This window comes from Brevundimonas kwangchunensis (assembly GCF_039523815.1).
Taxonomy (GTDB): Bacteria; Pseudomonadota; Alphaproteobacteria; order Caulobacterales; family Caulobacteraceae; genus Brevundimonas; species Brevundimonas kwangchunensis.
Genome location: NZ_BAAAGA010000005.1, coordinates 167,299 through 180,397 on the forward strand (window position 1 = coordinate 167,299; position 13,099 = coordinate 180,397).

General features: G+C 67.5%; 12 protein-coding genes. 9 read left to right on the top strand and 3 right to left on the bottom strand.

The annotated features are described in order from the left end of the window. The first annotated feature begins 79 nt into the window (after window positions 1-79). Window positions 80-1,690, top strand: coding sequence for a M20/M25/M40 family metallo-hydrolase (locus ABDZ95_RS09970; protein ID WP_343793246.1), 1,611 nt, complete (start codon window positions 80-82; stop codon window positions 1,688-1,690). A 22-nt stretch (window positions 1,691-1,712) separates the two neighbouring features. Here ABDZ95_RS09970 and ABDZ95_RS09975 read toward each other — a convergent pair whose 3' ends face one another. Beyond that, on the bottom strand, window positions 1,713-2,714 hold the full coding sequence (locus tag ABDZ95_RS09975) for a hypothetical protein (protein ID WP_343793248.1): 1,002 nt from the start codon (window positions 2,712-2,714) through the stop codon (window positions 1,713-1,715). Window positions 2,715-2,949: 235 nt separating this feature from the next. On the opposite strand from ABDZ95_RS09975, the gene mce reads away from it, so the two are divergent. The 6 genes from mce (at window position 2,950) to ABDZ95_RS10005 (ending at window position 7,526) form a co-directional block, all read left to right on the top strand. Continuing rightward, window positions 2,950-3,375 (top strand): methylmalonyl-CoA epimerase, encoded by a 426-nt coding sequence (gene mce, locus ABDZ95_RS09980; protein ID WP_343793250.1) that lies wholly within the window; start codon window positions 2,950-2,952, stop codon window positions 3,373-3,375. Then, window positions 3,375-3,635, top strand: coding sequence for a DUF1467 family protein (locus ABDZ95_RS09985; protein WP_343793252.1), 261 nt, complete (start codon window positions 3,375-3,377; stop codon window positions 3,633-3,635). The genes mce and ABDZ95_RS09985 overlap by 1 nt, the downstream gene beginning before the upstream one ends. A gap of 4 nt (window positions 3,636-3,639) precedes the next feature. Further along, entirely contained in the window at window positions 3,640-3,978 is a 339-nt protein-coding gene (locus ABDZ95_RS09990) for a DUF3088 family protein (RefSeq protein ID WP_343793254.1), read from the top strand. Window positions 3,979-4,208: 230 nt separating this feature from the next. Beyond that, window positions 4,209-5,525 (top strand): proline--tRNA ligase, encoded by a 1,317-nt coding sequence (proS, locus tag ABDZ95_RS09995; protein WP_343793256.1) that lies wholly within the window; start codon window positions 4,209-4,211, stop codon window positions 5,523-5,525. Continuing rightward, window positions 5,522-6,832, top strand: a complete 1,311-nt coding sequence (locus ABDZ95_RS10000) for a lipoprotein-releasing ABC transporter permease subunit (protein ID WP_343793259.1) — start codon at window positions 5,522-5,524, stop codon at window positions 6,830-6,832. Before proS ends, ABDZ95_RS10000 begins: the two co-directional genes overlap by 4 nt. Continuing rightward, a complete protein-coding gene (locus ABDZ95_RS10005; RefSeq protein ID WP_343793261.1) occupies window positions 6,825-7,526 on the top strand; it encodes an ABC transporter ATP-binding protein in 702 nt (233 codons plus the stop codon). The genes ABDZ95_RS10000 and ABDZ95_RS10005 overlap by 8 nt, the downstream gene beginning before the upstream one ends. Window positions 7,527-7,563: 37 nt before the next feature. On the opposite strand, the gene ABDZ95_RS10010 is transcribed toward ABDZ95_RS10005, so the two are convergent. Beyond that, window positions 7,564-7,680 carry a hypothetical protein gene (locus tag ABDZ95_RS10010; protein ID WP_343793263.1) on the bottom strand — a complete coding sequence of 39 codons (117 nt, stop codon included), beginning with the start codon at window positions 7,678-7,680 and terminating at the stop codon, window positions 7,564-7,566. A 463-nt stretch (window positions 7,681-8,143) separates the two neighbouring features. Here ABDZ95_RS10010 and dnaE point away from each other — a divergent pair, with 463 nt between their 5' ends. Next, window positions 8,144-11,590, top strand: coding sequence for a DNA polymerase III subunit alpha (dnaE, locus tag ABDZ95_RS10015; protein ID WP_343793265.1), 3,447 nt, complete (start codon window positions 8,144-8,146; stop codon window positions 11,588-11,590). After that, complete coding sequence (locus ABDZ95_RS10020) at window positions 11,590-11,943, top strand: GFA family protein (RefSeq protein ID WP_343793266.1); 354 nt, start codon at window positions 11,590-11,592, stop codon at window positions 11,941-11,943. Before dnaE ends, ABDZ95_RS10020 begins: the two co-directional genes overlap by 1 nt. On the opposite strand, the gene ABDZ95_RS10025 is transcribed toward ABDZ95_RS10020, so the two are convergent. Beyond that, window positions 11,940-13,091, bottom strand: coding sequence for a S41 family peptidase (locus ABDZ95_RS10025; protein ID WP_343793268.1), 1,152 nt, complete (start codon window positions 13,089-13,091; stop codon window positions 11,940-11,942). The two genes, ABDZ95_RS10020 and ABDZ95_RS10025, sit on opposite strands and share 4 nt — an antisense overlap. Window positions 13,092-13,099: the final 8 nt, after the last annotated feature.

A 13,099-nucleotide genomic window follows, 5' to 3' on the forward strand; every position in this document is an offset into this window, starting at 1 on the left:
TCCCCGGCGCGATTCCGCTCTGGCACGGCGAAGCCGGATGGCGTCATATCCCCGCGTTCAGTGATTCCGGGGAATTCCCATGCGCCTTGCCGCCCTTCTGTCCGCGACTGCCATCGCCCTGACCCTGCCTCTCGCCGCGCCGGCCGCCGCCCAGGCGCCAGACCTGCAGGCGATCAACGGCATCATCGATCAGGGCTTCAACCACTCCGAGGTCATGCAGAACGCCGCGTGGCTGACGGACCGCATCGGCGGCCGCATGACCAACTCGCCGCAGATGCGGGAGGCCGAGGCCTGGGCCCAGCAGCGCTTCCGCGACTACGGTCTGACGAACGTCCGCGCCGATCCATTCGAGTTCGGCCGCGGCTGGTCGATCGTCCGGTCCAGCGCCCGCATGACCACCCCGCGTCCGCTGGACCTGCGCGCCATCCCCATCGCCTGGACGCCCGGCACCAACGGCGTCGTCAGCGCCCCGATCGTCGTCGCGCCGATGAGCACCGCCGGCGACTTCGCCCGCTGGCGCGGCCAGCTCTCGGGCAAGATCGTCCTGATCACCACGCCGAACGAAGGCTCCGAGCCGACCGAGCCGGCCTTCCGCCGTCTGACGGACGAGGATCTGGCCGGCCGCACCGCCTACAACCAGCCGACCCATTCGCACTCGAACACCGATCGTCTGCGCGAGGCCGACTTCGCCTCGCGTCTGGACGCGTTCCTGCAGGAAGAGGGCGCGGTCGCCTTCGTCCGCATGTCCCAGCGCGACGGCGGCCTGCTGCACGGCACCGGCTCGGGCTACCGCATGGACGACCAGCGCCGTACCCCCGGCTTCGAGATCGCGGCCGAGGACTACCGCCGTCTGGCCCGTCTGGCCCGCACCGACGCCGCGCCGGCGCTGGAGCTGATGAGCGAGGTCCGCTTCCACGAAGAGGACATCAACGCCAACAACATCCTGGCCGACATTCCGGGCACAAGCCGCTCGGGCGAATACGTCATGGCCGGCGCCCACCTGGACAGCTGGGCCGCTTCGGACGGCGCGGTCGACAACGCCGCCGGCAGCGTCGTGGTCATGGAGGCCGCTCGCATCCTGCGTTCGCTGGGCGTCCGTCCCAAGCGCACGATCCGCTTCGCCCTGTGGAACGGGGAAGAGCAGGGGCTGTGGGGCTCTCTGGCCTATGTCGACAAGTATCTGGCCACCCGCGCCCCGCTGGGCGACGAGCAGCTGGACGCCCTGCCGAACAACCGCACCTGGCGCGCCCGCTGGCCGATCCAGCCGCGCGCCGGCCACGGCGATCTGGTCGCCTACTTCAACATGGACAACGGCTCGGGCCGCATCCGCGGCATCAACGCCGAGGGCAATGTCGCCGCCGCCGCCGTGATGGCCGACTGGTTCAAGCCGTTCGAGAGCCTCGGCGCCTCGACCATCTCGCTGCGGACCTCGGGCAGCACCGACCACGTCTATATGCAGACCGTCGGCGTGCCGGGCTTCCAGTTCATCCAGGACCCGCTGGATTACGGCGCCCGCCTGCACCACACCTCGATCGACAGCTACGACCACCTGCGGGCGGACGACCTGCGTCAGGCCGCGGTGATCATGGCCGCCATCTTGCTGACCGCCGCCAACAGCGACGAGCCGCTCCCGCGCATGCCGCTGCCGACCCGTCCCAACCCGACGGACCCGTTCGCGGCGGGGAATTGATTTTGGACCAAGGGTGCGGCGATCAGGTCGTCGCGCCCGATTCCGCCCGAGGCCGAGGAACGGCGAGGAGGTCGGGAATTTCTTCACGGTTGTTCAGTCGGTCGATAAGGACGACGTTACCTTCGAAAGCGATGCGGTAGGGGCCGATGCTCTGGAAGGTGGGACTCCGGCCATCGACTTCCTCCTCGGCTGTCCGCCAAAGCGGCGCATGTGTTCCCATCAGGAGCAGTCGACCATCGACGGCGGCGAGGCCTGTCGACATGCATGGCAACATCGTCCGGGTATCACCCTTGGGGTCGAGGTCTGTCCCGCAGTCAGCCCTGAGTAGTGGTTTCACCTCGCTGCCGCAGACTTCGAGCACCGCGTTGCGCTCCACGCTGTAGCCGCCGCCACCGACAAGCGCTGCCGTGCACTGTGGCTTCCAAGGAATGGGAACCATCCCGACTATCGGACTGCATTCGGCGTCCAGAAATCTCTCGCAAGGCTCTCCAGGCGCGCTTTCCACTACTGTGACCTCGCCTGTCTCCCAGTCGAGGCGATACAGGCCGCCGCCGTAGTGGCCCCAGTTGGCGCCAATCAGCAGCTGGCGGCCTTGCTCGATGACGGTGTTGGACATCGCGGATGGAATGCGATGTGACAGGCGAATGCGGTGAGTGACGCCGTTCTGGTTGAGGTTGATCAGATGGCGCGAGGTGACCACGGTCACGCCGCCCTCTCCGCAAACTATCGCGACCAGCCCGGCGCCGCGTGAGTCGAACGTGGGGCCCGGTTTCCACGCGCCGTTCTCTCTCGTTCGCATCGTCCATTCGGAGAGTCTGCTCGTAGGCGCAGATATCAGACGAACGGTGTCGCCACTGACGCAGATGTCGAGCACATTGTCTTCAAGCGAGGCATCCTCCGCGGTCGCTGCGCGCTCGCTGACCCGAAACAGCTTGCCGTTTCCCGACACAATCCAGAGGTCGTCGCCAGCGATCTTAGCCCGATCAGCGGAGAGGTAGATGTCGCGACCCAGCCCCCACTTCATCCCATACGCATCGCTTCCGAAGGGCTCCCATCCGTCCCCCCACGCCATCACCCCGAGTGTCAAAGCGACCACGCCGAAACCCAGTCCGAGACCTCCAAGCCTGAGCACTGTCGCGTCTCCTCTCGCGCAATACGCGACCTTCTCACGGTTGCGCTTTATGGTCGAGCGCGACCGGCGGGCGCTGCGACCTTCGCCCCACCTTCTCGCCCGCCCCGGATCGGTCTAGAGCAGCCGGATGATCGGAAGACTGAACCACGTCGGTGTCGCCACGCCGTCCATCGAGGCCAGCGTTGCGATGTATCGCGACCTGCTGGGCGCCACGAAGGCTCATGAGCCGTTCGACCTGCCGGCGCAGGGCGTGCGCGTCTGCTTCGTCGACCTTCCCAACAGCCAGATCGAGCTGATCGAGCCGCTGGGCGACGACTCGCCCGTGCTCGGCTTCCTCGCGAAGAACCCCAAGGGCGGCCAGCACCACGTCTGCTTCGAGGTCGAGGACATCATCGCCGCCCGCGACGCCCTGCGTGCGAAGGGCGTGACCATCCTCGGCACGGGCGAGCCGCGCATCGGCGCCCACGGCACGCCGATCATCTTCCTGCATCCGAAAGACATGGGCGGCATGCTGGTCGAGCTGATGGAAACGCCGAAAGATGGAGCGCACTGATGCCGATCGGCCCTTTCACCATCGTCGCCATCTACATCGTCTGCTGGTGGACGGTGCTGTTCGCCGTCCTGCCGCTGGGCATGAACCAGGAAGGTCAGGAAAAGCCGACCGACGGCGCCCAGTGGGGCGCGCCGGCCAATCCGAACCTGAAGAAGAAATTCATCACCACGACCTGGGTGTCGGCCATCGTCTGGATCTTCATCCTGATCCTGGTCTGGATCGGCTGGATGCCGCTGCCGCCGCTGGCCCCGCCAGTCTAGGCCGATGACCGATCATCTGCTCCTGCTGAACCCGGACTGGCACGACGATCAGGGCGGCCCGTGGTTCTGCCCGGCCGGCTCGGTCATCGAGGGCGTGCTGGCCTTCTATCCGAAGCTCAAGGACCAGCTTCAGATCACGCGACTGGATCACCCGCGCCCGCGCCCGGCCGTCATCGAACTGGTCGGGGAAGAGCACCAGAGCTGCCCCATCCTCGTCCTCGACGGCGCCTTCGACTGGCCCGAGGCCGGAACCAGCGCCGCCACCGGCCGCCGCTTCCTGCAGGATGGGGCCATCATCCCGTATCTCGCCGCGCGCTACGGGATCGGCCTGCCGCATCCGTAGTTTTTTTCTCCCTTGCGGGAGAAGGTGGCGGCCATAGGCCGACGGATGAGGGGGCTGGGCAGCGCACCCATCCAGTCGTGGTGTCGCACCGCGGAACCAACCCCTCGTCCGACCCGCTACGCGGGCCACCTTCTCCCGCAAGGGGAGAAGGACAGTCCACCTCGGCCTAGCTTTCGCCCCTTCCTCCCGGCTAAAGCTCTGCCTCACGCTTCTCTTGCCGGATTCTGCCCATGCGCCTGTCGCGCTACTTCCTGCCCACGCTGAAAGAGGCGCCCTCGGACGCCCAGATCGTCTCGCACCAGCTGATGCTGCGCGCCGGCCTGATCAAGCAGGAGGCCGCCGGCATCTACGCCTGGCTGCCGCTGGGCCTGCGCGTGCTGCGCAAGATCGAGCAGATCGTCCGCGAGGAGCAGGAGCGGGCAGGGGCCGTCGAGCTGCTGATGCCGACTCTGCAACTGGCCGATCTGTGGCGCGAGAGCGGCCGTTACGACGCCTATGGTCCGGAGATGCTGCGCATCACCGACCGTCACGAGCGCGAATTGCTCTACGGCCCGACCAACGAGGAGATGATCACCGACATCTTCCGGGGCTTCGTGAAGAGCTACAAGGCGCTGCCGCTGAACCTCTTCCACATCCAGTGGAAGTTCCGCGACGAGCGCCGTCCCCGCTTCGGCGTCATGCGCGGCCGCGAGTTCCTGATGAAGGACGCCTATTCGTTCGACATCGACGAGGCCGCCGCCCGCAAGGCCTACAACCGCATGTTCGCGGCCTATCTGAACACCTTCGCCCGCATGGGTCTGAAGGCCGTGCCGATGCGCGCCGACACGGGCCCGATCGGCGGCGATCTCAGCCACGAGTTCATCGTTCTGGCCGACACCGGCGAGAGCGAGGTCTTCTGCGACCGCAAGCTGGTCGAGATGGCGCCTCCCGGACACGACTTCTCCGATGACGCCGTCCAGGCCGTCTTCGACGAGCGCACGGCCCTGTACGCTGCGACCGAGGAAATGCACGACGCTGCCCGCTTCGAGAGCCAGACCGCCGAGGGCGACCGTCTGTCGGCCCGCGGCATCGAGGTCGGCCACATCTTCTACTTCGGTACGAAGTACTCCGCCGCGATGAAGGCCAACGTCCAGGGTCCCGACGGCAAGGAAGCCCCGGTGCACATGGGCAGCTACGGCGTCGGCGTCTCGCGCCTGCTGGGCGCCATCATCGAGGCCAGCCACGACGAGGGCGGCATCATCTGGCCGGACGCCGTGGCCCCGTTCGACGTGGTCGTAATCAACCTGCGCGCCAGCGACGAGGCCGTCTCGACCGCCTGCGAGGAGGCCGTCAGCCAGCTGGAGGCCCTCGGCAAGGATGTCCTGTACGACGACACCGACGAGCGCCCGGGCGGCAAGTTCGCGACGGCCGATCTGATCGGCGTTCCGTGGCAGCTGACCATCGGGCCCAAGGGTCTGGCCGACGGCGTGGTCGAGCTGAAGCGTCGCGCGACGGGCGAGAAGGTCAGCGTGCCGCTGGCCGAGGCTATCGCGAGGCTCACCGCATGACCGACGTCGCGTCGGCCGCCAGCAAGCCGCTGAAGCCCGCCGGCCCGTTCTCCGCCTGGGAGTTCGGTCTGGCGCTGCGCTACCTCCGCGCCAGGCGGAAGGAGGGCGGCATCGCCCTGATCGCGATCATTTCCTACGTCGCCATCGCCCTGGCCGTGATGGCGCTGATCACGGTCATGAGCATCATGGCCGGCTTCCGCTCGGAACTGCTCAGCCGGATGCTGTCCTTCAACGGCCACGTCTATGTTCAGGGGCAGGTGCTGTATTCGCCCGAGCGCGAGCAGGCGGTCCAGCGCATCAAGGATGTGCCCGGCGTTATCCACGTCTCTCCGCTGACCGAGAGCATCGGCGTCTTCCGCGGCCGCAACGGCGCGGTCTCCGGCGGCTATGTCCGCGGTATCCGGCCGTCCGACCTGACGTCGATGACCTATGTCTATGACAGCCTGACGCCCGCCGCCCGCCGCAGCTTCGGCCAGGGCGCCTACGGCGGCGACAATGTCCTGATCGGCAAGGCGCTGGCCCAGACCCTCGGGCTGGAGGCCGGCGACCCGATCACCCTGTATTCGCCGACCGGCGCGGACAGCGCCTTCGGCAACCTCGGCGGTCTGGAGAAGACCTATGTCGTCGGCGGCGTGTTCAGCTCCGGCGCCAGCGACTTCGACCAGGCCTTCGTCTTCATGCCGCTCGAACAGGCCCAGCTCTTCTTCGGCAAGGAGGGGCTGTGGGATGTCATCGAGCTGAAGGTGCAGGAGCCTGACAAGGTCCAGAACCTGCTGGCCCCGATCCGTCAGGCCGCCGGCGGCGACGCCTTCGTGTCCGACTGGCGCGACCGTCTGGCCGCCTTCTGGGGCGCGCTCAAGGTCGAGCGCGTGGCCATGAGCATCATCCTGGGCCTCGTCGTGGCCATCGCCGCCCTGAACATCATTTCCGGCATCGTCATGCTGGTGAAGAACAAGACCCGCGACATCGCCATCCTGCGCACCGTGGGCGCCAGCCAGTTCTCCATGCTGCGCATCTTCTTCATCGCCGGAGCCACCATCGGCACGCTCGGCACCCTGACCGGCTTGGCGCTAGGCCTGCTGTTCTGCCTGAACATCGGCGCCATCCAGCACTTCCTCGAGGCGCTGCTGGGCGTCCAGCTGTTCAATGCCGACGTCTACATGCTGGATTCCATTCCGGCGCTCGTCGATCCGCTCGACGTCTTCTGGGTGACCATCTGGTCCTTCTTCATGAGCTGCGTCGCTGGTCTGATCCCGTCCTGGCAGGCCGCCAAACTCGATCCGGTGGAGGCGCTGCGCTATGAGTAAGCCCGTCTTCTCCGCCCGCGACGTCACCCGCACCTACAAGGCCGAGGCCGGCGACCTGACCGTCCTCAAGGGCGTGAACCTCGACGTCATGCCCGGCGAGATCGTCGGCCTGATCGGCCCCTCAGGCTCGGGCAAGTCGTCGCTGCTGCATGCCGCCGGCCTGCTGGAACATCCGAGCTCGGGCGAGATCCTGTTCGACGGCGAGCCGGTCGGCGCCTTGCCGGAGCGCGCGCGGACCCACATCCGCCTCGCCAGCATCGGCTTCGTCTATCAGTTCCACCACCTGCTGCCCGAGTTCGACGCCCGCGACAACGTCGCCCTGCCGCTGCGCATCGCCGGCTACAGCCAGGCCGACGCCCGCGTCCGCGCCGAGGAACTGCTGGCCCAGTTGAAGCTGGCCGATCGCATGACGCACCAGCCGGCCCAGCTGTCCGGCGGCGAGCGCCAGCGCGTGGCGATTGCCCGCGCCCTGGCCAACCGTCCGCGCCTGCTTCTGGCGGACGAGCCCACCGGTAACCTCGATCCCGGCACCAGCCAGACGGTGTTCGAAGCCCTCCACGATCTGGTCAAGACCACCGGCGTCGCCGCCCTGATCGCGACCCACAACATGGAGCTGGCCGGGCACATGGACCGGGTGTTCGCCCTGAAGGACGGCCATCTGGAAGAGCGGCCGGCGGAGAGCCAGGAGTATTAGGATCGAGGCGCGCCGGTCGCGCCTCGATCCTGTCGTCCTACTTCTTGCCCGGCGATTGGGTGAACGGCGAACTGCCGACGCTCACGGGCGGTTTGGGCTTCTCCGCCTTCGGTTTCCGGATTTCCTTGTTGCTGCGCGCCTGACCCTTGGCCATCACCGCACTCCTTGCGACGCCTGCCGCCAGAGAGCGGATGACTGATGGCGTCGTTTGACAAGCATACATGGCTGCGCGCGACGAGGGGGCGAGATCTCATGCTCTTGACGCGAACAGAATGAGAACATAGAACGAAGCCGGAACATTGGTCCGGGAGATCTCTCATGCCGCGTCTCGTGAAGGAAATGCTGTCGCTGGCCTCGTGCGCGGGGTTCGTTTCGGTGATGTGGTACGCCGCCGTGATGATCACGCCGGCCTGACCGCCCGGGATTTCCGGACGACTCGCACGCGTTTTCGAACGGCGGCGATTGCATCCATTGCCTCTGTTGCATCTGTTTTGACGCGTTCATCCACAGACGCGCGGACAGGGCGGGTGTCGCGGTCGAGGCGGATGTGAGACTCCGGTTGTGAGGTGCGACGGCGGTCCGTCGAACCGGAGCAGGGCAGGCGGAGCACAGGCGGCGTGAACGAACAGGGCTTCATCCATCTTCGGGTCCGCTCAGCCTATTCGCTGCTTGAAGGCGCGATCAAGGCCGGCAAGGTGGCGCGTCTCGCCGCCGACGCGGGCATGCCGGCGGTGGGGGTCACGGATCGGGCCAACCTGTTCGGCGCGCTGGAGTTCAGCCAGGCGGCGAAGGATGCCGGTGTTCAGCCGATCGTGGGCTGCGCTCTGCCGGTGACCGGCATCGGCGGTCAGGCGCCCGAGCGCTGGGCCAAGGTCCCGACCGTGGTTCTGCTGGCGCAGAACGAGACCGGCTGGCTCAACCTCTGCGCCCTGTCCTCCGCCGCCTATCTCGAAGCCGGAGCGATGGACGAGCCCGGCGTGCCCTGGAACAAGGTCGTCGAGCATTCCGACGGCCTGTTGCTGCTGACCGGCGGCCCCGACGGCCCGGTCGATCCGCTCTTCGCGCAAGGCAAGACGACCGAGGGCAATGCCGCCCTCAACGAGATGCAGGCCACCTTCGGCGACCGTCTCTACGTCGAGCTCCAGCGCCACGGCCTCCCGGCCGAGGCCGCCGCCGAGCGCGGGCTGGTCGCCTGGGCTTACGAGACCGATACCCCGCTGGTCGCCACCAACGACGTCCACTACGCCAAGGCGGCGCAGGCGAAGAGCCACGACGCCCTGCTGTGCATCGCCGACGGCGCCTTCACCGGTCAGGAGGATCGTCGTCGGATCACCGACCAGCACTGGTTCAAGCCCGCTGCGGCGATGCGCGAACTGTTCGCCGACCTGCCCGAGGCCTGCGACACGACCATCGACATCGCCCGTCGCTGCGCCTTCCTGGTCAGTACCCGCGCGCCGATCCTGCCGCGCTTCGACACCGGCGATGGCCGCTCGGAGCCCGACGAACTCATGCACCAGGCCCGCGAAGGCCTGAAGCAGCGCCTGACCGAAGTCATGCCCGCCGCGCCCGAGGAAGAGTACTGGAAGCGCCTCGAATGGGAGGTCGGGATCATCGTCCAGATGGGCTTCCCAGGCTACTTCCTGATCGTGTCGGACTTCATCAAATGGGCGAAGCACCACGACATCCCGGTCGGCCCGGGCCGGGGTTCGGGCGCGGGCTCGCTGGTCGCCTGGGCGCTGACCATCACCGATCTCGACCCCCTGCGGTTCGGCCTGCTGTTCGAGCGCTTCCTGAACCCCGAGCGGGTCTCGATGCCCGACTTCGACATCGACTTCTGTCAGGAGCGGCGCGAGGAGGTCATCACCTATGTCCAGCAGCACTATGGGCTGGACCGCGTCGCCCAGATCATCACCTTCGGCACCCTGCAGGCCCGCGCCGTGCTGCGCGACGTCGGGCGGGTGCTGCAAATGCCGCTGGGCCAGGTCGACCGTCTGGCCAAGATGGTTCCGGCCAACCCCGCGAACCCCGTTACGCTGGCCCAGGCCATCGACCTCGAGCCGCGCCTGAAGGAGGCCCGCGACGCCGAGCCGGCGGTGCGCAATCTGCTGGACACGGCGCTGGAGCTGGAGGGGCTGTACCGCAACGCCTCGACCCACGCCGCCGGCATCGTCATCGGCGACCGCCCTCTGACCGAGCTGGTGCCTCTGTATCAGGACCCGCGCTCGGACATTCCGGCCACCCAGTTCAACATGAAGTGGGTCGAGCCGGCCGGTCTGGTGAAGTTCGACTTCCTCGGCCTGAAGACCCTGACGGTGCTGGACCGCGCCCACGGCTATCTCAGCCGTCGCGGCGCCGCCCCAATCTGGAACCAGCTGCCGCTGGACGATGCGCCGACCTATGAGCTGATGGCCTCGGGCCAGACCGTCGGCGTGTTCCAGCTGGAATCCCAAGGCATGCGCGACACCCTGCGCAAGATGCGCTGCGGGTCGATCGAGGAGATCACCGCCCTGATCTCTCTCTACCGGCCAGGCCCGATGGAGATGATCGACACCTATATCGACCGGAAATTCGGCCGGGCCGAGGTCGACTATCTGCACCCGACCCTGACCGAGGTTCTGACCGAGACCTACGGCGTCATCATCTACCAGGAACAGGTGATGAAGATCGCCCAGATCCTGGCCGGCTACAGCCTCGGCGAGGCCGACCTTCTTCGTCGCGCCATGGGCAAGAAGAAGAAGGAAGAGATGGACTTCCAGCGTGCGCGCTTCATCAAGGGCGCGTCCGAGAAGGCTGTTTCCGAAGACCAATCCGGCGGCATCTTCGATCTGGTGGCCAAGTTCGCCGGCTACGGCTTCAACAAGTCCCACGCCGCCGCCTATGCCCTGATCTCGTTCCAGACGGGCTGGCTGAAGGCCAACCATCCGGTCGAATTCTTCGCCGCCTCGATGTCGCTGGACCTCAGCAACACCGACAAACTGGCTGTTTTCTATCAGGATTGCCGCCGCTTCGAAGTGCCGGTGAAGGCCCCGGACGTGAACCGGTCCTCGGCCGACTTCGACGTGGAATGGAGCGAAGGGCAGGGGGCGGTGCTCTATGCGCTGGGCGCCATCCGCAACGTCGGTCTGGAGGCGATGAAGCATCTGGTCGAGGTGCGCGAGACCGGCGGCCGCTTCACCGACATCTTCGACTTCCTTGAGCGCGTCGATCCGAAATTCGTCAACAAGCGCGCGCTGGAGAACCTCGCCCGCGCCGGCGCCTTCGACGGCTTCCACACCAACCGCCGTCAGTTGTTCGAACAGGCCGACAAGCTGATCGCCTACTGCCAGAGCGTGGCCGCCGAGCGCGCCTCCTCGCAGGTCAGCCTGTTCGGCGGCGATCAGGTCGCCGCGGGCCGTCCGCGCCTGACGCCGGTCGAGCCCTGGGTCGGTCCGGAGAAGCTGGATCAGGAACTGGCCGCCGTCGGCTTCTACCTGTCCGGCCACCCGCTGGAGGACATGGCGCCGGCGCTCAAGCGCAAGCGCGTCACCTTCGTCGCGGAGGCTACGGCCCTGGCCGAGAGCGGCCACGAGGCCTTCCTGATGGCCGGCGTCGTCCGTCGTCGTCAGGAGCGGGCCAGCGCCAAGACCGGCGAGAAGTTCGCCTTCGTCACCTTCTCGGACCCGACCGGCGAGTTCGAGTGCTTGTTCCCGCCCGAACAGCTTCGCAACAGCCGCGAGGTGCTGGAGGCCGGCGCTTCGGTCATGGTCAAGGTCCGAGCCAAGGCGGCCGACGGCGAGGTCCGCTTCTTCGGCGACAGCGCCAGCCCGCTGGAGGCGATGATCGAGGACGGCCAGATGGGCCTGCGCATCCACGTCTCGGCTCGCGCCGCCGACGCCGCCGCCTTGCGTTCGCGGCTGGAACGCGCCGCGGCCACGGGCGGGAAGGGCGGTGAGGTGTCTCTGGTCGCCTCGCTGGACGGCCGCCGCGAGGTCGAGATGAAACTGCCCGGCCGCTACCGCCTCGACGGCGCCCTGCGCGGCGCGCTGAAGTCCGCCCCGGGCGTCAGCTATCTGGAGGATGCATGATGAGCGACAGCAAGACCCACTCCGGCTCCTGCCATTGCGGCGCCGTCGCCTATGAGGTCACGACCGGTCTGGACGGCCTGATCGAATGCAACTGCTCGCACTGTTACCGCAAGGGCTTTGTCCTGACCTTCGTCCAGCCGGACGCCTTCAAGGTGCTGAAGGAGGGTCCGCAGACGCAGTACCTCTTCAACAGCCACAAGATCCACCACCGCTTCTGCCAGACCTGCGGCGTCCAGACCTTCGCCCGCGGCGAGAGCCCGAACGGCCCGATGATCGCCATCAACGTCCGCACCCTGACCGACGTCGAACCCTTTGACTGGACAGCGGAAAGGGTCGACGGCCGCAGCTTCTAGGGCCGCGGCTGGAAGGCTTCCCGCGGCGTCCCGTCGACGGCGTACAGCCGCTCCGTCGGCAGCTTCAGGACCAGCCCCGAGTTGGGCAGGCGGTGATCGTAGATCGCCCCCAGCAGCCCGGCCATGGGGCCGCCCTCGACCCGCACGCCCAGCGCATCCAGCCCGATCGCCAGCCCTTCGCCCATGCTCCCGGTCCAGCGGCCGACCCGGACCACGACCGGCCCCTCGAACCGCTTGCCCGTCCGCGGCAAGACCTGCTCGACCCACTGGCGCGGAACGCCCGTCCGGCGCTCCTCGGCCGGCAGATTGTGGATCTGATAGCGCCTCGCTTCGCTGACGAACCAGCCCATGATCGCCCGCGCGACCACGGTATTCCCGCCGCTCGCCGTGTCGGTCAGATCCAGAATGACCGTCTGCCCCAGCCGCGCCTGCGCCATGGCCGCATCGAAGGCTTCGACGGTCCCGCCATCGCCCAGCGAGTCGTTGAACCGGATGCTCAACTCCTCCGGGGTTCGCTGGACCGTCAAAGGAGGCCGCTCATCGCGGGTCGCGTAGAGGTTCGGCAAGCTGAGCCGCCGGCCGGACACCGTCAGGTCGCGATCGCGATCCCTGCGCCCCGCCGCCAGAACCCGGGCCGCATAGCCGTCCCGATCCCCGCCGGCCTCAAGTCCGATCCCGGACCAGAAGACTTGGACAGCCTGTGTCACCGGCGTCCCGTCGACCGCATCCAGCGTCTCGCCCGCCCGCACGCCCGCGGCTTCGGCCGGCGAACCCTCGCGAACGGCGGTAATCCGCCAGACCTCACCCTGCCGCTCGACCCAGAGGTCCGAATAGCTCGGCGTCACGGCCCAGCTGTCGCGGAAGGACGCGCCCGTGATCGCATGATGGTCCGCCAGCGCCGTCAGCGCGTGCTCGGCATACCGCAACAGTGAGCCGCTATCGTGCACCGCTCCGGCCTCGGCTCTCAGGACGTCGCTCATTGGCATTACCGCGTCAGGGAAACGGTCCAGATAGGCGTACTGCGCGTTGATCAGCCCCTCGATAGCCAGCGCGTCTTCCCGATAACCGTCCGGGGTCACCGACGGGGTCTGGGCGTTCGCCGGCGCGGCGATCAGGATCAGGGCGGCGAGGGCAGGGAGGAAGCGCATGGCGCGAG